Source organism: Alkalicoccus halolimnae, from assembly GCF_008014775.2.
GTDB lineage: Bacteria > Bacillota > Bacilli > Bacillales > Salisediminibacteriaceae > Alkalicoccus > Alkalicoccus halolimnae.
Genome location: NZ_CP144914.1, coordinates 323220 through 347711, shown reverse-complemented (window position 1 = coordinate 347711; position 24492 = coordinate 323220). Strand labels below are relative to the sequence as shown.

Below are 24492 nucleotides of genomic sequence, written 5' to 3'. Positions count from 1 at the left end.
AACGGCTTCTGCCTGTTAGTTTCAGACGGAAGCCGCTTCCTCAGTATATTTTACTCTACTCTTTTTATTTTTCCGGTATAGCCATCAACGTATACTCGTTCTCCGGTCCTGAATTTTCCGCTGACATTTTCGATTCCTGCCACTGCCGGAAGGCCGTACTCCCTGGCCACGATACCGCCGTGGGAACCCGGTCCGCCGGTTTCTAAAATGAGCGCTCCGGCGGTGAGGAAAAGAGGCGTCCAGCTCGGGTCAGTGCTGTGGGTGACGAGGATTTCCCCCGGTTGTAAATCCGCTTCCCGCGGGTCATCGATAACCTTGATCACTCCCGTATAGGTTCCTCCGGAAACAGGCACCCCGCGCAGTCCTTCGTTTTCGCCGGGGCGTTCAGGTTCGAAAAAGCATTCCCCTGTGTTCGTCATAAACCTCGGAATCGTTTTCCACTCTTTCTGTTTTTCCATAAGGATTTTCCGCTCTGCGGCTGCCAGGTCAAGATAGTGTCTGTGACTGAAAAGATCCTCCTTTGTTAAGTAAAAGACGTTTTCCTTGCTGGTGAGCCGTCCTTCATGGACGAGTTCTTCTCCAATTTCCGATAGTACCTCCCTGATCATCGCCAGAGAACGGACAAAGTCGTACTTTGGACGTTCCCTCAGCCCGAGAAGGCGCCTGAGCAGCCGGATGTCAGCTGCCGCTTTCTTTGCTTCTCTGCGGCCCTCCTGAGCAGCAATTTTTTCTATCAGCTGTTCAGCTGCTTTTTGTGCACGCTCCGCGCCCTGCATTTTTTCCTGAAGCTGGTCATCGCCAATCTTCATGTAATTTTCAATCATCTGCACAATGTACTGCGGATCTTCCTTCCACGTTGGTGTACCGACGTCGAGTTCCACGTTCGACCGGTGGCCGTATCTTTCTAAAAACCTCTGGATGAGGGTATCTTCCTCACGAGGGGACGTCCCTTCCCTGCTATAAGTCCTTGCCGCTCCAAGAAGTTCCATACCCATTTTTGAGGTCACGCTGTTTGGAAGGTTGTACAGAAGCGGAGCAATTTCTTCTTCACTCCCGAACCAGGAGGCGCATTTTTTACGCAGCCTTTTTTCTGCCTGAAGACCCGGAAGGAAAAACATCGTCTGCTGAATAATAACTTCCATTGCTCTTTCCATCGTTTCTTCTATCCACTGCCATTTTTGAGCAGTTGTTCCTGCCTGTGCCCGCTTCAGTTCCCGCAGCAGCAGATGTTCTCTGGCAATCGCCAGACAGTGGGCTTCCGATCTTACAGGCCTTCTTCCAGAAGCACGGAAGAGCCCGAAAAGCTGCTTCGTTTTCAGGAAAAAAACAGGCGGAAGAAACAGTTTCGCTCTGCTTTTCTCTACTTCTTCCTGCTTTGCGTAAAGCAGTTCCTCCAGAATCTGACCAGCGTGCGGATCTTTTTCCGCCAGACCGTCTGCCAGTCTTCTCCAGCGTCCCGGGTTTTTCAATACTGCAGTAATATCCCAGTATATTCTGCCGGCCGCTGTTTTGTAATGGCGCAGATTCGTTCCTCCATCAATTCCCACCGCTTTTAAAGCTCCCCACATCTCCAGTTTCTGCACTTCCAGCCCCATTGGCGTAAACGGCATGGTAATTCCCTGTGCTACCCGGTGAAACGACAAGTAGATGCGCAGACCGTACTTTTCCGGATCATCCCACGGGGAAGCGGGCGGAAACAGCTTTGTGACCGGCCGCGCCTGAACGATGAAAAGCCCTTCTTCTCCGACTATCCACTCCGTATCCATCGGCTCCCGGTAAATGTCATCCACACGTCCTGCCAGTTCATACAAAGCTCGCAGCTCGTCCTTCGTGAGGCTCGCCTCTTTCTGTCTGGCTTCCGTTACTGCTTCCTTCACATTTTCACCATCCGTGTGACTGATCTGCCACTTTTTTTGGGCGATCCGCATTTCCACATGCCCTGTCTTTTTATCGATTATAAACTGGTCCGGGTTCACCGCTCCTGCTACGACGCTTTCACCGGAACCCCAGGAGGAATTGATAAGTATCTGATCGCGCCGGTTATTCAGAATGTTAGCAGTAAACAGCACCCCTGCTTTTTCGGCCTGAGCCATCTTCTGGACAACTACAGCAAGTGAAAGTCTTTCAGGTTTCTGTATCACGCCGCGCTCCATCCTGTACGACAGGGCTCTTTCATTCCATAAAGATGCCCAGCATTTCTGTACAGATGTGAGCACATCTTCCTCTCTTTCAAGATTTAAATAGGTATCGTGCTGCCCTGCAAACGACATTTCCGGCAGATCTTCCGCTGTTGCAGAAGAACGTGCTGCAACGGGCGGCATGCCAAGTTCCCGGTACGCTTTCTTTATTTCCCTGCTTATTTCTTCCGGAACTGCCGCTGATAAGAAAGCTCTCTGAATCGTACCGGAGGCTTTTTCGATGGAGGAATGTCCGCTGTGCAGTGCTTCCACTTCAAGGCGTATGATCTCTTTTATCCCGGAGATCTCAAGAAACTGCTGGTACGTTTTCGTTGTTACAACAAACCCTGGCGGAACCGGAAGACCGGCCTTAATCATGTCAACAAGATGGAGCCCCTTCCCTCCTACTGTCTCCAGATGTCCTTTCCTTTCTTCGTGGAGCCACACAATCATGATAATTCCTCCTTTTCGCATCTTTCATTTTCTTCTTTTTGTATAATTCCCCCTTTTCTTCAGATCTAACATTTCATAAGCTGCCTTTAAAAAACACTTAACCTTTAGGCTGCATTGAAAATAAAGCAGTTAAGCGATAAGCGTGCGCCTTCGTTTCCATGGGGACGCTTTCCGGGCGGGCCGGCCTCAGCGGATTTTCCTACATTTATCAACATTGAACTATAACAGAGCTTAAACGAAAGAAAAAGACAGAAGACACCTGGATGGAGCAGGTGAGCTTCTGCCTTTTTCTTTTGCAGGAAAGGCACTTCCTCATACGTCTTTTCTTTCTATCCAGCGCAGGTGATGAAAAGGGATCCACTCCCCTTCGAATTTTATCTCCCTGCGTGCTTGATCCACTCTGTCGATAATGCCCGGCACTTCATAGTAAAAACCCTCTTTCCAATACGTCACAATCACGTCCATTTCATATTGAAGCGAGTCCATCGCAGCAGCTCCCATTTCTGACAGGTCTTCCGGAGATGGATCCGGCGGCGGCTGCTTTAATTTTTCTTCATGGTATTTCTCCAGTGCCTCCCGGTGTTCGTGAAGCATCATCCGGCTGCCTTCCCACATTAAATTACCTCGGCGTAAAAATTCTTCCATTGTAATCCCTCCTTTGCCAAGGAAAGGGATCGTATGTTCGATTTTCACAACCTGCGTCCTGAAAAAAGTTTTTATGGTATCATTCGTCGGGCAATATGTTTATGCTGATTGAAGTAAGTATTCTTTTTGAAAAAGCAGGTGAAATTTGTGGCTTCCTTTATCGTCGTATTATTTTTCCTGATTATACAGGTTTTTGCAAATAAAGTGATCTCGAGCTCCTCACTCGGAAAAATCAAATGGATGTCATTAGCCGGCGGTATTGCCGTTTCCTATATTTTTGTCTACATCCTTCCTTCCCTGCATCACGAGCAGGACGAATTCGGTGACACAGCCTTCGAACTGGCCATGGAATCGGAACTTTATTTTTTCGGGCTTATTGGTATTGTCCTGTTTTATACAGTTAATAAACTCGCTGAAAGGCACCGGCACAAACGGGGTGCTTCAGTAGAAGATCGTTTTTTCTTTTCCCAGACGCTTTTGTTTTTTGTGTATAACATGCTTATTTCCTACATCATGTTTGCATCCGAACAGCCTCTGGAACAGCTCGTTTTTTACGGCACAGCCGTCGGTCTTCATTTTATGGCGGTTGCCCACGACATGTTTAGGGAAAACAACGTAAAATACCGCAAATATGGCAGGTATATGCTTGCTTCCGGGATATTAACAGGCTGGCTTGTAGCGACACTGACTCCGCCTTCCCCGATCGTTCTTTCTATCGTTTTTGCCTTCATATCCGGGGCTATTATGTTCAATGTCATTAAAAATGAGCTTCCTTCTGAAGATTCGGCTCATCTGCCCACTTTTGTTTTATCGGCATTTATCTATTCTGCCCTGACGCTTATGCTGAAATTTTTCTTTGACTGGTAGGCTGTCTGGAAAACAAAAAATTGGAAGCTGTTTTGCATGGGTGGCTACCTTGAAAATAAAATAGATAAGCGACAGACGTACGCTTTCGTTTCCATGGGGGCGCAGGGCCGGCCTTATTCGCCTCGGAGTCTCCCCATGTGCCCTCCAGCTTATGGTAAAAAGACAGGGAAGAAGCCCCCTTCTGACTATCATTCATTCCATAAGTATAGAAGGGAAGTTCCAGTCCTATAGAAGGTCATTTTCATGCTTCATGGTGCAAAAATATTTGCATGAATGTCTCTGTTGTCGTTTCCTATTAATTATTACAGGAAACTTCACTGCAGCTCTGCGATGGAGCAGATCTCCAGCTTCCTCCGTTGCAGGGGAAAGAGCCGCGGATACCATTTTCTTAAATCAATATTTAACTTTAACTGAGCTGCCTGGTAAAAGAGGTTTCGCTCACTTTAGAAGTCTCAATTCAATCTCAACACAAGCTTTACTAGTTCTTCATATTCATCCTTTATACTGAAGTAAAAGCAGAAAGGGGCATTTCCATTGGATAAACTAACGGAGCGGCTCATCAATTACGATGAATCTATATTTTTATACGTGAACCGGGACCTGCGATGCCGGACGCTGGACATTTTAATGCCCCGGCTGACACATCTCGGCGGCGCTTTCTTTACATTATCGCTTCTATTGTTGCTTTTTACCGCCGGGGGATTCTCCGACTCGTACGGCGCAGTTTCTGCTTTCGCAGCTCTCGGCCTCAGCCACGTCGCAGTGCACCTTTTAAAAAAGAAATATAATCGTGAACGCCCATATGCTTCATTAAAAGACGTCCATCTTCATACAAATAAGCTGAAAGACTACTCCTTTCCATCCGGCCATACAACTGCTGCGTTTTCTCTCGCTGTCCTATTTTCATTGTACCTGCCTCTTTTTTCTGTCCTATTTCTTCCCGCCGCGGCCGTTATCATGCTTTCCCGCATCTATCTCGGCCTTCATTACCCTTCCGACTGTGTATCGGGTGTATTTATAGGCAGTATGGCTGCGATTTCTTTTTACTATATTCCAATGCCCATATAAATCTCCCTCCCAAACCGTTCCCCGGGAAGGAGCAGGACAGGGTTCTTTTTTACAAAGCTACCTTGAAAATAAAGTAGATAAGCGCGCACTTTCGTTTCCATGGGGAGGCTTTCCGGGCGGGCCGGCCTCAGCTACTCCCGTCCTCCCTGCGGTCGGGAGGGATGGATCTTCGGTTCGTCCTACTTCGCCCTGGAGTCGCCCCATGTCTACTCCAGCTTACGTTAAAAAAGACAGAGAAGGATCTGTTCTGAAATGAAGAAGGCCATTCTGAACTGGATAGAGGGGAAACTCTATTCCTATAGAAGACCATTTTCATCCTTCATGGTGCAGCTATCCTGCATGCGTGTCTCTGTTAAAGCTTTAACAGAGGCTTTCACAAACAAAATCACAAAAAAAACAAGCACCGGGAATTTGAATCCCGATGCTTGTTTTTACCGCTTCCGGTTAAATTAACTTGCTCAAAAACGCCTGAGTCCGCTCGTTTTGAGGGTTATCGAAAATCGCTTCCGGTTTCCCTTCTTCCATAATAACGCCTTTATCCATGAAAATAACCCGGTCCCCCATTTCACGGGCAAAGCCCATTTCGTGGGTAACGACCACCATGGTCATCCCTTCCTTGGCAAGGTCCTTCATTACTTCAAGTACGTCCCCGACCAGTTCCGGGTCAAGAGCCGAGGTCGGTTCATCAAAGAGCATCACTTTCGGATTCATCGCAAGTGCCCTCGCAATAGCCACACGCTGTTTCTGACCGCCGGAAAGACTTCCGGGATAAGCATTGGCTTTATCACCCAGCCCTACCTTATCAAGCAGCGCTTTCGCCTGGCTGTCTGCTTCTTCTTTTTTCGTCCCTTTCACTTTTAACGGTCCGATCGTCACATTCTCCAGAACCGTTTTATGCGGAAAAAGATTGAAATGCTGAAATACCATACCTACCTGCGAACGGAGGGTATTTATATTCGTCTTCGGATCTGTAAGTCGTTCTCCATCGATTTCCACATCTCCAGAAGTTATTTCTTCCAGCATATTCAGGCAGCGCAGAAAGGTACTTTTTCCAGAACCCGATGGTCCAATGACACACACGACTTCCTTCTCTTCCACGTGAGCATCTATTCCGCTCAGTACTTCTGTGTCCCCGAAGCTTTTGTGAAGATTTTTAACTGTAATCATTTAAACATCCAACCTCCGTTCTACGCGGCGTAACAGTACCATACATGGAATGGTAATAATCAGATAGCCAAGACAGAGCATAATATACGGCATAAAAGGGTCCCCCGTCGTACTTACATACTGCCTGATTAAATACGTCATTTCTCCAAGAGAAATAACAGCAAAGATAGAAGTATCCTTCAGACTGACAATAAACTGGTTACCGAGCGGAGGAATCATCCGCCGGAAAGCCTGCGGCCAGACGATATAACGCATCGTCTGCGTAGAAGTCATCCCGATGGAACGGCCGGCCTCTGTCTGCCCTTTGTCAATTGATTCCACTCCCCCGCGGACGATTTCTGCAATATAGGCGCCGGCGTTAATCGCGATCGCAATAATACCTGCCTGAAGTGCACTGAAATTGATCCCGAAGAAATCGGAAACTGCAAAATAGAGAAATAATGCCTGTACCAGAATAGGCGTACCGCGGACAGCTTCTATGTAAACGGTCGCTATTCCATAAACAATTTTGCTTTTCGAAAGTCTCATCAAGCCGACCAGACTTCCTATAATAAAACCGAAAAACACCCCAACAAACGTAACCATCAATGTCAGTTGAATACCGCGCCACAAGAATGGCAGGGTATTAACAATAATATCGGGATTCTCGATAATATCTCTTAAATTTTCAAGCATTCCCTGACAACCTCCTCTGGAAAATACGTCCAGCGCATGAGAATATCCCCGCGCTGGACGACAGTATGATTAAAAATGAAGCAGGATCTACTCTTCATTGCTTTCTTCTGTATTATTTTCCTCAGATTCTGCCTCTTCGTCGGCTTCCACTTCGTCATCTTCCGGTTCATCTGCTTCATCTGAACCGTCCATGTCTCCTGCATCAAGGTTCATCGCATCTTCCGGGCTGTCAGCAAGAATGTCGAGATCCGGCTCTTCCCCGAACCATTCCTGGTAAATCTCTCCGTAAGTACCGTCATCCATAAGCGTGGCAAGCGCTTCATTTACATCTTCTCTAATTTCAGAGTCTTCCGGAAAAGCAATGCCGTACTGCTCCCCTGTAAGTGTGTCACCGGCTGTTTCCATTTCTCCTACACCTTCCGTATCAATGTAGTAAAGAACGTTTGGAAGGTCGTAAATAGCTGCGTCTACACGCCCTGCCTGCAGATCCTGGTAGGCATTAACGATGTCCGGGAAAGTTACGACTTCCGCATCTGTATTTTCCTGCAGATACGTTTCGCTTGTGGTCGCAGCACGTGTAGCTACACGGAGCCCGTCTACATCATCGATGCTTTGAATTTCTTCCTCCCCTTCCTGCACGGCAAGAATAAGACCGGCACTGTAGTAAGGATTGGAAAATTCAAAGTTCTCGGCACGCTCTTCTGTAATTGTCATGCCGGCGATTCCAATGTCATATCGTCCGGTGCCCATGCCGGATACGATTCCGTCAAATTCAACTACTTCAATTTCAATTTCGAATCCTGCCTCATCGGCAATGGCATTAATCAAATCAATGTCGAAACCTTCCACTTCTCCGGTCTCTTCATTAATAAATTCAAACGGCACATAGCTGGAGTCCGTTGCTACAGTATATGTAGCAGTTTCTCCGCCATTATTGTTACTGCCTTCATTTGCTGTATCTTCATTTCCCTCAGCTGCGTTTTCATTCCCGCCTCCGCCTTCATTGGCTGCGTTGTCTTCCCCGCCTCCGCATGCGGTTAATGATGCTGCTACAAGTGTTCCTACTGCAATCCCCATCCACTTCTTTTTCATTTGTTCAGTCCCCTTTTCGTTTGTATGATTTAGAATATTTAAAAAATAAAAGTGATAAAAGAAGATTAGCACAGTTTTACATATTTATCAATATAGCACTAAAACATTTTTCCTACACAAAAGGAAACAATCTATGCATTCCGGCCTACTCCCTTTCTCTTGAAATACACTTAATATCCATGGACAGCAGTAATTTCCCCTCTTTTCTTCACACTAAAAAATAGTAAGGAAGAAAACCTGACAAACTTTCTTTCAAAAGCTATTTTCAGCTCACAAGGAAAAAATACACCTGCTTTTCATCAATTTATTAAATGTTGGATGTTGATAAGAGAGGACAACTTTGCTTTGCAATGACAGGCAGACAAAAAAGCCGCACAAGGCGGCTTCAGGATAAATATATTTCGGAACAGCAGTCTGCTTCTATGCAGCTGTGTGTTTTTCCTCCATTTTACGGCCCAGGCTTTCGTTTACTTGAAATCCGGGAGCCAATCTCCGTGTTTCTCAATCAGCTCATCGCACATAGCGGTGATATCATCAATGGACAGTTCTGCTGCGGTATGCGGATCAAGCAGTGCTGCCTGATAAACGGAATCCCGGCTGTTTTCAACGACCGCTTTCACTGCCAGAAGCTGTGTATTAATATTCGTCCGGTTCAAGGCCGCCAGCTGCTCCGGAAGAGCTCCGACATACGTCGGTGCAATCCCGCTCCGGTCTGCTACACACGGAACTTCCACACAGGCATTTTCAGGAAGGTTGGAAATAAGCCCGCCCGTGTTTACGACATTCCCCCCGAATTTAAACGGAATGTTTGTTTCCATTGCCTCGATAATACGGGATCCATATTCCCGGCTGCGCTCATGCGTTACATCCGTATTATTGACAACTTCCTCACGCATCGTTTCCCAGTCTTCAATCTGCTTCACGCAGCGGCGGGGATATTCATCAAGAGGAATTTGATAACGGTCAATCAGTTCCGGATATTTTGATTTAATAAAATAGGGGTGATATTCCGCGTTATGCTCCGAAGATTCTGTCACGTAGTAACCGAAGCGTTCCATCAGTTCAAACCGTACTATATCATCGTGGGATTCTTTCTGTTTCTCACGGGCACGTCTTTTAATTTCCGGATACAGATCCTCCCCGTTGCGCTTCACTTTGAGCAGCCATGCCATATGGTTAATTCCGGCTATATATTCCTCGACATTTTCCGTATCCATCCCAAGCCGGTCAAAAAGTTCATCCGTGCAGACCTGCACACTGTGACAAAGACCGATCGTTTTTATATTCGTATGCAGTAGCATCGCTGCGGTGAGCGGCGCCATAGGATTAGTGTAATTTAACAGCCATGCTTCGGGACATACTTCCTCCATATCACGGGCGATATCCAGCATTACCGGCAGTGTACGAAGTGTACGAAAAAGTCCGCCGATGCCAATTGTATCTCCAATAGTCTGCTGAAGACCGTACTTCTTCGGCACTTCAAAGTCAATGACCGTACTCGGTTCATAACCGCCGACCTGAATCGCATTGACGACGTATTTCGCTCCTTCCAGAGCAGGACGCCGGTCCTTATAAGCTTTAATGTGAATCGTCTTATTGTATTTTTTCGAAAGGTGGGTAAGCATCTGCTCCGATTCCGCGAGCCTTTTTTCGTCAATATCGAAAAGGGCGAATTCAAAATCATTCAACGCCGGGACAAACATACAGTCCCCGAGAATGTTTTTAGCGAAAATGGTGCTTCCTGCACCTATAAAAGTAATTTTATTCATTATTTACCTCTCCTCTAATTTATTAACGCTGTAAAAGCGTTGTTGATTATATTATTAGAAAACTCGGCTGTTGGCTGCGGCCTCTTTTAACACCGTTTCCGCTTTTGGGGGAACGTCTATTTTACCGGGACACGTTCCTGGCGAAGTTCAGCCGCAGAATCACGATACTGGACCGCACACGGATGAATCAGCTTTGTTGGAATGTCCCTTCCGTCTATCTGCTCCCGGATCAGCTTAACGGCGGACACTCCCATCTGCTCTACCGGCACCTTGACAGTAGTTAAAGGCGGGTTAAGATATTTAGCCATTTGTATGTCATTAAAACTAACGATAGAAATATCATGCGGAACTTTTACTCCAGCTTCATGAAGCGCCCGGATGGCCCCTACAGCCATCGGGTCACTCGCTACAACATAGGCACTCGGCCCTTCCTCCTGCTGCAGTGCTTTTTTCATCATCTGATACCCTTCTTCGGTGGACCATCCTCCGATATGCACGAACTCTTCCTTATATTCTCCCCACGATGTCAGCATTCTCTTATAAGGAAGAAACCTCATTTTTTCCAGGTTATCAATTCCGGTAAAATCTGTGTCTTCAAACTGCTGATGCGGGATTTCCGTACCTCCTATATAGCCAATCCGGCGGTGTCCAAGAGAACGGAGGTGATTGAGTACGGCTGTGGTAGCGGTCAGGAAATCCGCTGTGACACTATCGAAGCGGTTAATATCCGGAGACTCATCGACAAACACTATTTTTTGATTCTGTCTGCTCAGCTGATTAACAATACTTGATGAGATATTTCCTACAATGATTAACCCTTCCAAATTATTGAGCAGGTCGGCATCCTGAAGTTTTTCGATTTCCCGGATCTGCACCGCAATACTCAGCCCTTCTTTCTCCGCCTGACGCTCAATGCTCCTTCTCATTACCATAAAATATTCGTCTTCATATTCGTAATCTTTTGAACAGAAAATAAGCAGCCCGATTTGGTGCGTCCGGCTTTTTTTCTTTTGAGAATGTTTTTTGTATTGTAAATTTTCCGCGGCTTCCATAATCTTTTCTTTAGTCAAAGAAGTTACGGAAAGAGATTCATCGTTATTAAGTACCCTTGAAACGGTAGAAACGGAAACTCCGGCTCTGGCAGCTACTTCCCTTAAATTAGCCAAATGAACTCCCTCCTTTCTGGTTAGTAAAATTTTTAGTTAAATAAACTATACCATGCACTCTTCATTTGAACAATATTTTTATGTAAAACGCTTACAATTTAACGAACTCCTACTATATAAAGGATGTTTACCACTATTTAATTTCAGAAAGTTTTTTCGATAATCGCTTGAAAGCGGTTACTTTTTCTGTTACATTCTAAATAACAAATAAAACTTTTACTAAAAGTATTCGTTTTATTTTCCGATTGTTTTTACTCATTTTTATGAAGAACAGATCACCAGTCTCTTCTATTTAGTAAAACAGCTGTTCAGTGGAAAGTTTTGTGAAGTAATTACTCTTAAGGGGGATAATAAAATGAAAAAAGCAACCTGGTTAGTCAGTATCGGTGCCTTAACAATGCTCGCAGCGTGCGGGGGAGGAAATGGAGAGAACGAAGAAAGCAGCGGAGGGAACGGAAACGGGGAAAGTGCAGATGGCGGAAACAGTGATGCGGATACAACACTCGTACTTTACTCCAGTATGACTGCCGAGGGGGAGCGGAACACTTTCGAAGAACTCATTGCGGAATTTGAAGAAGCCAACCCGGAGATCGCCATTGAAGCAAACTTTCCCGGAGGCAGCTATGAAGACCAGCTGCGCGTTATGATGGCAGCTGACGACATGCCGGACCTGTTTGATACGCACGGCTGGTCACAGCTGCGCTACGGTAACTATGTACGCGATTTAAGTGAAATGGAATGGGTGGACAGCCTCGACCCGGAACTTGAAGAAGTAGTAACTGATGAAGAAGGCAAAGTGTACACTTATCCGATGAACCAGGCTCAGGACGGCGTGATTTATAATGCGGATGTGCTGGATCAGTTCGGTATTGAGCCTCCTACAAACTGGGATGATTTCAAAGCTGCACTTGAAACAGTCCGCGATGAAAGCGGCGGACAGATCGCTCCACTCTGGATTCCGGGCGGAGACGACTGGACCATTGCCCAGATGGAAGATCAGCTTCTGACACCGCTTTTTGAAACTCACCCGGATCATGACTACACAGATGAGTTCGAGGACGGCTCTTTTGACTGGTCCAACTATGAATGGATGGCCGAAGAAATCGTTTATTTGGAAGAAAATGACCTGTTGAATCAGGATGTCCTGACTGCACAGTTTGCCCAGGCTCCAGAGATCATGGCCGGTGAACAGGCTGCCTTTATGTTCCTCGTAGGTTCGATCGGTCCGGACACGGTCGAGATCAATCCGGACGCGAATATCGGCTTGATCCCAACTCCAGCTATTCATGAAGGAGATGACCCGTCATGGATCGGCGGTGAAAGAAATACGCTTTCCATTGCAGAAGAATCCGAAAATGCAGAAGAAGCGGAACAGTTCATCGAATTCATGACGGAGGATGAGAACGCCCGCCGGATTGCTGAAGCTACAAACGTGAACGCTTCTCTTGAAGGGGTGGATCCGGATACGTTCTACTCCGATTATTATGAGGAATTCTCCGATGTTTCCGTAGTTCCTTACTTTGACCGTGTTTATCTGCCAAGCGGCATGTGGGACGTCATGGCTACTTCCTCAGCCGAACTGCTTTCCACACAAGATATCCAAGCTAAAATTGACACAATGGAAAGTGAATTCAACCGTCTCCGTGAGGAAACAGATGAAGAAGGTGAAGTAGGCGAAATTGACGAAGAAGATGTAGAAAATGTAGAAGATAACGAATAATAAAGCACTAAGGAGGCAGCCCGACTGCCTCCCCTTTTTTCAAATTAACGGCTCATACGTAAGGAGATGGAAGAAAAATGGCAGAAATAACCGGAGATCCTCAGACGGGGAAAAAACCAAAAAAATATAAAGTCAGCAGAGAAAACTCACTCTGGTGGATGTATATCCCCGCCATCGCCCTGGTAACAATTTTTATTGTTTATCCATTCTTCAATGGGGTTCGGATTTCATTTACAGACTGGGACGGCTTTTCTCAGACGAGCAACTTCATCGGATTCGATCAATATGTCCGCATGTTCTCAGACCCCACTACATGGACAGTAGTCCGGAATACGCTTCTTTATGGTATTGGAAGTACCATTCTCCAAAATGCGCTCGGACTTGGGTATGCGCTCCTTCTTAACAGCAGCATCCGCATGCGCACGCTGACAAGGACCATCATTTATCTTCCGGTCATTATCAGTCCGCTCGTCATGGGTTATATCTTCTACTTGATTTTCGCCTTCCAGAACGGCGCCTTAAACGACGCGTTTATGCTGTTTGGTTTTAATCCTGTAAATGCACTCGGAAACCCATCCGTCAACCCGTATATTATCGTACTTGTTAACACTTATCAGTTCGTTGGTATCGCGATGATTATTTATCTGGCCGGACTGCAGGGAATTTCCAAAGACTATTACGAAGCGGCCAATATCGATGGTGCTTCCACTTGGCAGCAGTTTAAATCTATTACGATCCCTCTGCTTGCCCCATCAATTACGATCAACGTCGTCCTGAATATTATCGGAGGGCTGAAGCTGTTTGACGTCATTGTTGCCCTTACCGGCGGCGGACCAGGAAATGCCTCCCAGTCCAGTTCCACTTTTATGTATTCTCTCTACTTCAGCCGGCAGGACGCAGGATATGCAGCGACTCAGGGAGTACTTATTGCCTTCATTATTCTGATTCTCAGCCTGCTTGCTCTCTGGTATTTCAAACGGAAGGAGATTGAAGCGTAATGGAAAATAAAAATAAGAGACTAAAGCTTATCCTCACAGGACTCGCCCTGTTCATCACGCTGCTCCATGCGATTCCGTTTTATATTCTGATTACGACAGCCTTAAAAACGAGGGGCGATTTCAGTTCCCGCTGGGCGCTGCCGGATTACTTCACATTGGAAAATTTTGCGATAGCCTGGGAACAGGCGAATCTTGGTTCGGCGATGATCAATTCGTTCCTGATTACAGCCGGAGCTGCCGTCATCCTTATCCTTTTCGGGTCGATGGCCGCTTATCCGCTCGCCCGTAAAAACACGAAGCTGAATAAAGCCGTCCTGATTTTATTCGTAGCCATCATGGTTGTACCTCCGTTAACAGCACTGGTACCGCTCTATCAGCTGGTGGTGGATATAGGACTGCTTAATACCCGGACAATAGCTGTACTGGTAAATGCTGCCGCATTTATGCCTCTGACTATTTTTCTTTATTCCGGCTTTATCCGCTCGACCATTCCGAAAGAATTGGAAGAGGCCGCACGGATTGACGGCGCAAATACGCTGGGAATTTTCTTTAAAATCGTGTTCCCTCTCCTTAAGCCGGTCACGGCTTCCGTGCTTATTGTTGCCTGTGTATTTATATGGAACGACTATCAGTTTGCTATATTCTTCCTCCAGAGCAGCGATGTCCACACTCTTACTGTAACGATGGACAGCTACTTCACGGAGAACCAGCATAACCTCGGCCTTGTCGCCGCAGCCGCATTTATTGCCATGCTGCCGATGGCGATTATGTTCCTCATGCTTCAAAAATATTTCATCGCCGGTCTTGCATCCGGAGCTGTAAAAGGATAACCGCTGGTGACTTTAATGCAGGCTGCATTGAAAATAAATTATAGAAGCGATGAACGTGCGCTTTCGTTTCCATGGGGACGCTTTCCAGGCGGGCCGGCCTCCAGCGACTGGTAAAAATACGAAGCAGGATCTGCCTTCAAATAAAGAAAACCGCTTCTTGAAAAATCGGCTTTGCTCTGGTTTCTACCTTTGTATATTCTTGATTCAACCAGCGGGCTTTCTGTATTAGAAAATCAAAACGTAGCGGAAACTTGCCCGGGGAAGAAGGAGATTGAAAGATTCCGCAGAGCCGCAGCCCTACCCGGAAATCTCCTCCACGGCAGAGCTGAAGCGAAGTTTTCTATATTTATCAACGACAGATTTTTAACACAGCTTTAATGTAAGGAGAGAACTGTATGCCCATATATATAAACGAAGAAAACCAGGAATTCCATCTGCAGAGTTCCGGGTCAAGCTATATTTTTACTGTGATGAAAAACAATCAGCTAGGACAGCTGTATTATGGAAAGGCGGTCCGGCACCGCCCCTCCTTCTCCCATCTGTTCCGTACTCAGCACCGTGCAGGAATGTCCTATCCTATTGAAGATGACCTCGCTTTTTCACTCGACATCCTTAAGCAGGAGTTCCCGGCTTACGGACGCGGGGACTACCGGGAGCCGGCTTTTCATCTTCATCAGGAAAACGGCAGCCGCACCACCGATTTTACGTATGCAGGATACAGCCTTGAATCCGGCAAACCTTCTCTGGAAGGTCTTCCCGCTGTCTATACGGAGGAGGACGAGGAAGCAGAATCCCTCGTTATTACGCTTCGTGATGAACTGCTTCAGGCGGAAATCGAACTTCTTTACACGGTTTATGCCGATCGAAATGTCATAACGAGAAGCGCCCGCTTTCTTAATAAAGGTCCAGAGAAGCTTTCTCTTACGCGGGCACTCAGTGCAAGCGTGGATTTCCCTGACAGTGATTTTGATATGGTACAGCTTTCCGGCTCCTGGTCGCGCGAGCGTCATCCAGCAGAGCGGCCTCTTGCTTCCGGGATTCAAAAAATTTCAAGTACCCGAGGAACGAGCAGCTCCCAGCAAAATCCGTTCCTTGCCCTGAAGCGGCCGAATACAGACGAATTTCACGGAGAAGTATACGGATTCAACTTCGTCTACAGCGGTAATTTTCTCGCCCAGGTGGAAGTCGATCAATATGCCGCCTCCCGTTTCTCTATGGGCATCAACCCGTTTGACTTTCGGTGGCTGCTTGAACCGCAGGACACGTTCCAGACGCCTGAAGTGGTTATGGTTTACTCAGACGAAGGGTTAAACGGAATGAGCCGCGAATTTCATTCACTCTACAGAGAGAGGCTCGCACGCGGCCTATGGCGTGACAAGGAAAGACCTGTTCTTCTGAACAACTGGGAAGCCACCTATTTTGATTTTGACGAAGACAAACTGCTTTCCATTGCCGGCGAAGCGAAAAAGCTCGGAATCGAACTTTTCGTACTGGATGACGGCTGGTTCGGAAAGCGCGATGACGATACGACCTCTCTTGGAGACTGGTTTTCCGATAAGGCTAAACTTCCGAACGGGGTCGCAGGTGCCTCAGAAAAAATTACCGGTCTCGGTATGCAGTTCGGTCTCTGGTTCGAACCGGAAATGGTGAACAAGGAAAGCCGCCTTTACGAAGAGCATCCGGACTGGATAATTCATGTAAGCAACCGCGACCCTTCTTTTGGCCGCGGCCAGTTCGTCCTTGATTTTTCGAGACAGGAAGTCGTTGATCATTTGTTCAATCAAATGGCAGACGTTCTCCGGGAAGCTGATATCAGCTATGTGAAGTGGGATATGAACAGATACATGACGGAAATCGGTTCTTTTGATCTTCCTCCGGAGCGTCAGAGCGAAACAGCACACCGCTATATACTCGGGGTGTACGAATTGTACGAACGGCTGACACAGGCGTTTCCAGAGGTTCTGTTTGAATCATGTGCCAGCGGCGGTGCCCGGTTCGATCCGGGTATGCTTTACTATGCTCCTCAAGCATGGACAAGTGATGATACTGATGCGGTGGAAAGGTTGAAAATTCAATACGGATCGTCTTTTGCCTACCCGCTCAGTTCGATGGGAGCCCACGTCTCGGACATTCCCAATCATCAGGTGCACCGCTCGACAAGCCTGGAAATGCGCGGTCATGTCTCCTACTTTGGAACATTCGGCTATGAACTTGATATCACGAAAATGAGCGAAGAAGAAAAAGCGTTTATTCGTCTGCAGACTGAATTTTATAAACAGCACCGTTCCCTTATTCAAAATGGTACTTTTCACCGGCTTATGAGTCCTTTTCACGGAGATCGCAATCATACAGCATGGATGGTCGTTTCCGAAGATCGTTCAGAGGCGCTTGTCGGCTATTACAGGCTGCTCGCGGAGCCGAACCCCGGCTTTCCATCTCTTAAATTGACCGGGCTTGACGAAAGCCGTCAGTATGAAATAAACGCTTCATCACGCCACTTTGGAGATGAACTGATGAATATCGGAATGATCATTGAGCAGGAACATTCCGGGGCTGCTCCTCCGGAAAAAGAAAAGCTCGGAGACTTCATTTCCTACGTGTATCACTTGAAAACAGTGTAATGGATGCCGTCGTTTCTTCCTTCCAAAGAAGAAGCATGTTTTTAAAAAGAACTCGCTGCTCCTGTATCAAAAGGGCTTTTCATACCTTATGGGGCCGGTCCTGAAATGTCTACGTAAAAATTAAATGTTGGTTTAAGGAGAAGGACGCATGTCCGCGAAAGCTGTAGAACTTCTGCATAGCGGATAGGAAACGCCGTTTTTCCATATCAGGAACGATCACTGACAGTACTATAAGAAAAGAAGGCGGCTCCGGAAATTGTCCGGGCCGCCTTCTTACTAATATTTCGCAGGTAGTCATAGACGATGCGTTTTCTTTTCTTAGAACGCAGACGCCGCCATCCTTCTTCTATTGTTTCATAAACCTGCTTTTAAACTTTTTCTGTTTTACGGCCGGTAAGCAGTACGCCGCCCGCTGTTACAAGAAATAACAGGCCGACCCCCGTCCAAAGCGGCTGATTCGATGCTGTTGCAGGAAGTTCGTCTCCCTCCTCCTCTACTTCTTCAAGCTCTTCATCGATAATTTCTTCAATATCTTCCGCTTCTTCGAGCGCTTCTGAAGGAAGCTCGAAGTCTTCTACATCATTAAAATTATGGAATTCCATTTCCATGGACTGCTCAATTTCGGCCGTTTCCCCTTCTGCTTCGATTTCCATCGTTAATTCAGAGTTCATCATAACGACATAATGATTATCTTTGTCTATATAGAGGTCATACGAAACGTCGCTGATGTTAACGTCTCCCATCATTTCTTCCATCATTCCGCCGTCAGTTTCGTTTCCTTGCATTTCACTGAATTGATTCATCAGATCTTCGAAGTTAAAATCATCCCCCGCGTAAGTAACGACATAGTAGTCATCCTCTTCACTGAGGTTCAGGTCGTCGCCCCACGTCTGCATTTCATCAATCTGAGTACCTGGTTCATACATCATTCCTTCCAGGTCTCCTGTACCATCAGCGGTTTTTATCCAGCCTCCCTGACCATCTTCCTGAAAGAAGCCGTCTTCAGTCCAGTAGGAAAGAAGAGTTTCTTCTCCTGCCCCTTCCATCGTCGTCGTTGTTTCCTGACGAAGCTTAAACGGATCAAGAAAAACGTCCTGTTCTATTGTCGATTGAAAATTAAAATCACCCATCTCATCAGAGATTGTCTGTTCCGTTGCCATCGTGGAAGAGAAGCTCTCAAGATTCTCCATCGCTTCATTAGACTGCTTCAGTACTTCTTCCGCTGAATGGTCTTCGGCTGCAGCTGTGGAAGCCCCTGCTAATAGCGCTCCTGCCGTAAGAGCGGCTGTCATACTCACTTTTTTCATTACATCCCATCCTCTATGTATAATTTTTTGTGATCCGGGAATTTTTTAATTTATATTCCCTGGAGAGTAATTACCTTTTTTTCACAATTCATAAACGCAATTTTCCATAATCAGGTCTTCTGATGATAAAATGAGATGATTTTTATTTCTTAATACGTAATGCTTATTGACTATTTCCCAGAAAATCAAACGTTCCTAAGTTTTGTATCATGCGCAGTGGGAATAGCCTGTGTAATGAAGAAATCAGCTTAATTAGATAAGCAGGAGGTTTTATAATGAATAAAGAAGTAGTAGGCGTTTACGAAAAAGAACCGGAAGTGGTCGAAGCAGTAGAACATTTGAAAGATCAAGGGTACGAACCGGAGGAAATCTCCATCGTAGCAAACGACAGTGAAGAAACATCCTGGATTCGTTCTCAGACCGAGGTGAGTGCCGATAACAGTGTCGACCAAAAAAGCGAGCCAGGTTTTATGGATAAGGTAAAAGCTGTCTTTAAAGGACAAAATCCGAAGTCTGAAGAAGCAGGAAGCTACACGGATCGTTTCAAAGGTTTTGGCATTTCTGATGAGCAGGCTGCCCAGTATAACGAGGACGTTCAGAACGGTAAAATTGTTGTCTTAGCACCTGAAACTGCTGAAGGCGTTGGAAATGTAACGGACACGACAGCATCAAGTTCCGATGCTCCGAACCGCGCTGATAATCCGGAAGCCCGCAATGTCGGTACTCCGCCGCACGCAGAAGGAACGAGACGCGCCGGCGATCCATTAAAAGACGATAAAAAAGATCCTCAATAATGTCCATTAAATTTTGTGAGACAGAATAAAATAAAAATCGGTGAGGACGGAATCAGTCATCATCACGTGAGAAGCCGTTTCCTGGTGAACAGGAACGGCTTCTTTGTTCTCTCCTTCGCTTTTCAACACCTTGCTGCTTCGCTCTTTCGTGAAAAGGAGCCGGAACAGAAAGTTACTCTTCACGAATACGGCATTAAGAAGCGGACGATTTTTCTCCGCTCCAGACCGCTATTCTTTCAAGAAGCCCCATCGTGAGAAGCCCGTTGCCTTCAGCAGTGAGCGGATGGCCAAGCGGTGTAGTCCGGCGGATGATCTGGGCATACATTTCCGCTTCTCCAATATGTCTGTTAAAACCTTTTTCAGCCCAATTTGTCAGAACGGCTAGAGCGCCTGCCACATGCGGAGCAGCCATGGAAGTCCCGGTCAGATCAGAATAGCCGCTGTCCAAATACGTGGAAAGAATATCTTTACCCGGCGCAACCAGATCAATCTCATCATTCGTATTCGTAAACCTGGTGAGCTCCCCATTAAAATTGACGGCCCCTACCTGAATAACTTCATTGTACGCTCCCGGATAGGCGAATTCATCGGTCTCGAGATTCCCATCTCCTTCATTTCCAGCTGCGCAGACAACCGCCACGTCGTGATCAACGGCATTTTTAACTGCTTCATGGAGCTCGGGAATATCCTGCGGACCTCCAAGGGACATGTTCATAACCCGCACTCTTTCTCCGTTGTCCCCCCGCCATTCCACCGCATAATGGATGGCATCAATGATCCCCTGCATGCTTCCGCCGCCTTCACCACTTAATACTTTTAAAATTAGCAGCTTTGCATCCGGAGCCACACCGATGACTCCACTGCCGGTTTCTGCGGCCGCGATTGTCCCTGCTACATGCGTTCCATGACCATTATTATCTTCAAAATTCGACTCGTCTCCGTTGTAATCACCTGTGAAGTTTTTCCCATCGATGATCTGGCCTTTCAAATCAGGATGATCTGACTGACATCCGGTATCCAGTACAGCAATTACCTGTCCGTACCCCCGGTTCGATAACGTCCAAAATGACGGAGCTTCCACCATTTCCACACCGGCAGGAACTTTCGAGGATGCCTTGAATCTGTTCTCTACTTTGAAAGGAATGAGCGAGACGTGGGTCATATGAACTCCTCCTTTAAGTTGTTTTAACACTTATTCCCTTTGTAAAGGAGTTCAAACCGAGCCTTCCAAAACCACTTATCTGAATTTATTTTACTGTTTAGCTGCAGTCCTCCCGGTAATTTTCAAATTCCGCAGCCGTTTGTTGTGACCGTGGAGAATTTCAGGGTTCAGGCGGAAAATCCGCAGGCACTCCAAAAACAACGCGGAGCTTTAACAGAGACACGCATGCAGGATCGCTGCATAAAACCGAAGGAGCTGGACCGTAAGATATCCGGGCCAGCTCCTCCTGTCTTTATTCTATTGTTTCATCGTTTTCCAGCTTCCGACGTGATGAACCGCGAAGCCTCCGAATCCCGGGCTCGATCCATAGTGATGTTTTACGGAGGAAAGCTCCTTCTGCATAAACGCTTCGCCTTCTTCGTAGAACGTGACGTGGTTGCCCTCCCCGCTCGCCATCGTTTCCACTCCGATAACGACAGCTTTTCCGTGCTTTTCAGCAAAAGCAATTTCTTCTTTCACGATTTCAATAATTGCTTCTGAACTATCCCGGTAAGCCATCAGAGTGACACCGTCCACACGGGTAATTACCCATTCGGCAAGCACCCCTTTTCCATATTTATTGCTGTAGGAAATTTCATCAAACCAGAAAGGCAGATCAACCTCCAGCGGAAGGTTCATCGAAGCAGACCTTTCCTTCGCTTCCTGAAGAAGATCCTGAAAAGCGGTAATGGTTTTTTTCTGGTTTTTCACCCATCCACTGTAAAGATAAGGTTCTACATCAAGATGCACCCCGCCGAATTGTTCGGCAGCTGATGCGTTCTGCTGATAGCTTTCCATCCAGCTGAGCATGTTTTCCTGATAGACCCTGCCGTTAGGACCGACCCAGTCTGGAGCTCCATCCAGTGCATAAATGCTGATTCCTATATCTGAGGCACCGGAGATAAAGCTTCGGTAGGCTTCACGAGGAACTTCCCTGTCAATCTGAAGATAAACTTTATTTACATTTTTACTTTCCAGAAAAGTGAGCGTTCCTGCCTCATCCTCTACAAACATCCATGGATTCCAAAGCCAGGTCGCACGTACTTCCTCCTTCGCTGACACCGGCAGACCACCCCCGGTAATTATTACGAACAAAAGCAGAGCAGCGAGTAATTTCTTCATAGTGAACACTTCTTCCCTCATTATTACCTGGCTCACGTAACTAAGGGCCCGGCAGTCTGACTACCCTGCGCTTTAAGAAGCGGACAGGCTCATGACTTTGCGTCCTTTCCTTTCGGAGAAGTTTGCCTTTTCGATGTTTGTTTTTATTATATCCAGAAGATGGATTTTAGTCCATCCTTTTGTAAACTGTGTTCGTTTATATTTTTTCTTTGATACTTGCTCGCGCAGAATTTCCCGTAAACAAAAAATTCTTTCAAAGGTTCTTTTCACTCAGCTGTGTCCAGGTCTGTTGGATAAATGTAGAAAACTCCGTTTCGGCCTGCCGGGAAGGAAACCTCCAGGCGGGCTGTGTCCTGCGGAATCTTCCGACCTGCTTCTTCACAGGGCGGTTTCCGCTTCGTTCTCTTTTGAACCACAGGGAAAGACCGGCTGTTTTAAATTGAAGTTCTCCCATCCAGAAGAATATGCATCCGGATGTTCCGGCGCCCGCTTTTTAATTTCTGATAATAATATAGACGGCATATCCCAGATAGGCAGCCACAAGCACAAGCCCTTCCCTTTTTCCGATTCTGTAGTTAGTACGTGAAAAGACAAGCAGCAACACCGTTATCAGCAGCATAAAAAATACGTCAAAAAAGATTTTACTTCCTACAACGAGCGGGGAAATGACAGAGGCTGTGCCGAGCACAAATAAAATATTAAAAATATTGCTTCCGACAATGTTGCCAAGGGCAATTTCTGTCTGCATTTTAATAGCAGCTGTGATCGAAGTGATCAGCTCCGGCAGAGAAGTTCCTACGGCCACAATGGTCAGTCCGACGAGCGTTTCACTCATTCCGAACGAAAGTGCTATGGAGGTTGCTCCGTTGACCACAAGATCGCCTCCGAAAATAATTGCCGCAAGGCCGCCGACTGTCAGTAAAATATTCTTTTTCCAGGAAAGAGCACGGGCCCCTGGTTCAGGGGCTTCGGCACTTTCTCTGCTCCGTCTTGCCACTTCAAAAACATAATATAAAAATACTGAAAAAAACAGCAGCAGAATCAATCCATCACTTCTGGTCAGCACGTTGTCGCTGAGGGAATGCAGTGCTCTGTCGCTGATTAAAATCAGCATGGCCACACCTGCCAGCATCGTAAAAGGAATCTCCTTACGGATCGTTTCACTCTCTACCCGCAGTGGATTTAAAATTGCCGTCAGGCCGACTACGAGAGTTATATTGAAAATATTGCTTCCGACAACGTTACCTATTGCTACTCCTGCACTTCCCTCGAGAGCAGCTACAATACTTACAGTAGCTTCAGGGGAACTTGTACCAAAGGCGACAATTGTCAAACCGATTAAAAGAGGAGAAACTCTCAAAGCAGCCGCAATACTCGAAGAACCCTTTACAAAAAAGTCTGCTCCTTTGATCAACAGAGCAAACCCAATAATAAGCAATATGTACGACATAGGCTTCCTCCTTCTTTCTTTTCTATTACTTTCCAGTTTAGCGCAGAAAGCAAAAAAAGCAACTGGAATGGAAGCCTGTTCCCGGTTTTAAACAGATCCTCTCCGCCTGTTTCTTCCTGATATCTGGTAACGTAAAACATTGATAAAGGAAGAGAATCTTTTTCTTATATCATCTTTCAGCGGAGTCTCTTTCTTCTTTAATAAGAAGTTCCCGTTTGTTGCGGAGCCATTTCAAACGCTCCTCCAGTCGAAAAAGATCCCGCTGCGCCCGGATAACCATGTGGCTCTTTTTATATTTGCGGATCATTTCCCGCTTCAATTCTATTTTATCTTTTTCCGCTCGGATGGCAGTATCCAGCTTCTTCAACTCGGCTTTCCTTTTTACCGGATTCTGCTGTACCTTCCTTTTCATCGGTATCTTCTCCTTTTAAAGATTTAGTCAGACCGCTTATGCTTTCTATAGCCTTTTAAGAAAGAAAAGAAACACTGGATAATACATAATATACCTGTAATATATGCCTATCCTTTTATTTTCTATTAGCTACCTTGAAAATAAAGTATTTAAGCAATGAACGTGCGCTTTCGTTTCCATGGGGACGCTTTCCTGGCGGGCCGGCCTCAGCTAATCCCTTCCTCCCTGGGGTCGGGAGGGATGGATCTTCGGCTCGTCCTTCATCGCCCCGGAGTCGCCCCATGTCCACTTCAGCTTCCGGTAAAAAGACAGAGCAGGAGCTGCCTTCTAAATAAAGAAGCCCCCTTCTGACCTCCCTCCGTCTGTATAGAGGATAAATTCCCTTTCTATAGAAGGCCATTTTCATGCCTCATGGTGCAGCAATCCTGCATGAGGGTCTCTGTTAAAGCATTCCTGTAGAGTGTTAATTTCCACTTTGAAAAAACAGAGGTCCCTCGCTAAGATAAGAATAGAGGCTCGACTCTACTATTCCAAACCATGTAAAAAGGCGGCATGACAAAAAATTGTCATGCCGCCTTTCCATTCTACGGAGCTGTTGAGTCTTCTGTCCCGGACTATTTTACTACCTGAACCCGCTCGACTTTTCCAAGGTTCATAATCTGTTCCGTTGTGTTATCAACGTGGATTCCTTCGAAAGCCTGGAATTTTTCTAGCGCTTTCGAAGGGTCGTCAGCCAACACTTCAATCGTTGTACTTTTTCCGCTTACAAAATGAATTTCTACTTTTACTGTGTTCATTGTATCTCTCCTTCAATTTATGCTGGAAAATCATTGGATGGTTATGTTGTTCCCTATTTTATTTCTTTTAAAAAGAGAAATTTTTTCAATATCAGATTTTCTTTTATTCTGGCTGTGTTAAAGTCTGTTGTCGATCCATGCGGAAAACTCTGCTTCAGCTC

At 46.3% G+C, this 24492-nt stretch carries 19 protein-coding genes, 1 pseudogene and 1 riboswitch; of the genes and pseudogenes, 7 read left to right on the top strand and 13 right to left on the bottom strand.

Going from position 1 to position 24492, the window contains the following annotated elements; genetic code table 11:
- Positions 1–50 precede the first annotated feature (50 nt).
- Positions 51–2630: a PEP/pyruvate-binding domain-containing protein gene (locus FTX54_RS01605; protein WP_187254596.1), complete on the bottom strand. Its 2580-nt coding sequence runs from the start codon at positions 2628–2630 to the stop codon at positions 51–53.
- 312 nt (positions 2631–2942) lie between these two features.
- Complete coding sequence (locus FTX54_RS01600; protein ID WP_147804206.1) at positions 2943–3275, bottom strand: YolD-like family protein; 333 nt, start codon at positions 3273–3275, stop codon at positions 2943–2945.
- Positions 3276–3422: 147 nt separating this feature from the next.
- Here FTX54_RS01600 and FTX54_RS01595 point away from each other — a divergent pair, with 147 nt between their 5' ends.
- Both FTX54_RS01595 and FTX54_RS01590 read left to right on the top strand, forming a co-directional pair.
- On the top strand, positions 3423–4142 hold the full coding sequence (locus FTX54_RS01595; RefSeq protein WP_147804207.1) for a hypothetical protein: 720 nt from the start codon (positions 3423–3425) through the stop codon (positions 4140–4142).
- 534 nt (positions 4143–4676) lie between these two features.
- Positions 4677–5210 (top strand): phosphatase PAP2 family protein, encoded by a 534-nt coding sequence (locus tag FTX54_RS01590; protein ID WP_147804208.1) that lies wholly within the window; start codon positions 4677–4679, stop codon positions 5208–5210.
- Between the two features lie 444 nt (positions 5211–5654).
- On the opposite strand, the gene FTX54_RS01585 is transcribed toward FTX54_RS01590, so the two are convergent.
- The 5 genes and pseudogenes from FTX54_RS01585 to FTX54_RS01565 form a co-directional block, all read right to left on the bottom strand.
- Entirely contained in the window at positions 5655–6377 is a 723-nt protein-coding gene (locus FTX54_RS01585) for an amino acid ABC transporter ATP-binding protein (protein WP_147804209.1), read from the bottom strand.
- The gene (locus tag FTX54_RS01580) at positions 6378–7052 is read right to left on the bottom strand and encodes an amino acid ABC transporter permease (RefSeq protein WP_147804210.1); all 675 of its coding nucleotides are present in this window, start codon (positions 7050–7052) and stop codon (positions 6378–6380) included.
- A 246-nt stretch (positions 7053–7298) separates the two neighbouring features.
- Positions 7299–8144 (bottom strand): annotated as a pseudogene (locus FTX54_RS01575) (transporter substrate-binding domain-containing protein); the annotation flags it as partial.
- A gap of 467 nt (positions 8145–8611) precedes the next feature.
- Positions 8612–9913, bottom strand: coding sequence for an alpha-glucosidase/alpha-galactosidase (locus FTX54_RS01570; protein ID WP_147804211.1), 1302 nt, complete (start codon positions 9911–9913; stop codon positions 8612–8614).
- A gap of 116 nt (positions 9914–10029) precedes the next feature.
- Positions 10030–11079, bottom strand: coding sequence for a LacI family DNA-binding transcriptional regulator (locus tag FTX54_RS01565; RefSeq protein ID WP_147804212.1), 1050 nt, complete (start codon positions 11077–11079; stop codon positions 10030–10032).
- 355 nt (positions 11080–11434) lie between these two features.
- Here FTX54_RS01565 and FTX54_RS01560 point away from each other — a divergent pair, with 355 nt between their 5' ends.
- The 4 genes from FTX54_RS01560 to FTX54_RS01545 all read left to right on the top strand — a co-directional run bounded on the left by FTX54_RS01560 (position 11435) and on the right by FTX54_RS01545 (position 17248).
- Entirely contained in the window at positions 11435–12799 is a 1365-nt protein-coding gene (locus FTX54_RS01560; protein WP_147804213.1) for an ABC transporter substrate-binding protein, read from the top strand.
- 77 nt (positions 12800–12876) lie between these two features.
- Positions 12877–13797, top strand: a complete 921-nt coding sequence (locus FTX54_RS01555; RefSeq protein ID WP_147804214.1) for a carbohydrate ABC transporter permease — start codon at positions 12877–12879, stop codon at positions 13795–13797.
- The gene (locus tag FTX54_RS01550; protein ID WP_147804215.1) at positions 13797–14627 is read left to right on the top strand and encodes a carbohydrate ABC transporter permease; all 831 of its coding nucleotides are present in this window, start codon (positions 13797–13799) and stop codon (positions 14625–14627) included. Before FTX54_RS01555 ends, FTX54_RS01550 begins: the two co-directional genes overlap by 1 nt.
- Before the next feature lie 395 nt (positions 14628–15022).
- Entirely contained in the window at positions 15023–17248 is a 2226-nt protein-coding gene (locus FTX54_RS01545; protein WP_147804216.1) for an alpha-galactosidase, read from the top strand.
- Between the two features lie 368 nt (positions 17249–17616).
- Here FTX54_RS01545 and FTX54_RS01540 read toward each other — a convergent pair whose 3' ends face one another.
- Positions 17617–18555: a DUF6612 family protein gene (locus FTX54_RS01540; protein WP_147804217.1), complete on the bottom strand. Its 939-nt coding sequence runs from the start codon at positions 18553–18555 to the stop codon at positions 17617–17619.
- A 275-nt stretch (positions 18556–18830) separates the two neighbouring features.
- On the opposite strand from FTX54_RS01540, the gene FTX54_RS01535 reads away from it, so the two are divergent.
- Positions 18831–19349: a general stress protein gene (locus FTX54_RS01535; protein ID WP_147804218.1), complete on the top strand. Its 519-nt coding sequence runs from the start codon at positions 18831–18833 to the stop codon at positions 19347–19349.
- Between the two features lie 193 nt (positions 19350–19542).
- On the opposite strand, the gene FTX54_RS01530 is transcribed toward FTX54_RS01535, so the two are convergent.
- From FTX54_RS01530 to FTX54_RS01510, 5 genes are all read right to left on the bottom strand, one after another.
- A complete protein-coding gene (locus FTX54_RS01530) occupies positions 19543–20511 on the bottom strand; it encodes a S8 family peptidase (protein ID WP_147804219.1) in 969 nt (322 codons plus the stop codon).
- A 297-nt stretch (positions 20512–20808) separates the two neighbouring features.
- On the bottom strand, positions 20809–21672 hold the full coding sequence (locus FTX54_RS01525; protein WP_147804220.1) for an amidase: 864 nt from the start codon (positions 21670–21672) through the stop codon (positions 20809–20811).
- A 47-nt stretch (positions 21673–21719) separates the two neighbouring features.
- Positions 21720–21809: riboswitch (cyclic di-GMP riboswitch) on the bottom strand.
- Positions 21810–22165: 356 nt separating this feature from the next.
- Entirely contained in the window at positions 22166–23122 is a 957-nt protein-coding gene (locus FTX54_RS01520; protein ID WP_147804221.1) for a calcium/sodium antiporter, read from the bottom strand.
- Between the two features lie 169 nt (positions 23123–23291).
- Complete coding sequence (locus FTX54_RS01515; protein WP_147804222.1) at positions 23292–23534, bottom strand: hypothetical protein; 243 nt, start codon at positions 23532–23534, stop codon at positions 23292–23294.
- Positions 23535–24148: 614 nt separating this feature from the next.
- Positions 24149–24331: a hypothetical protein gene (locus tag FTX54_RS01510; protein WP_147804223.1), complete on the bottom strand. Its 183-nt coding sequence runs from the start codon at positions 24329–24331 to the stop codon at positions 24149–24151.
- Positions 24332–24492: the final 161 nt, after the last annotated feature.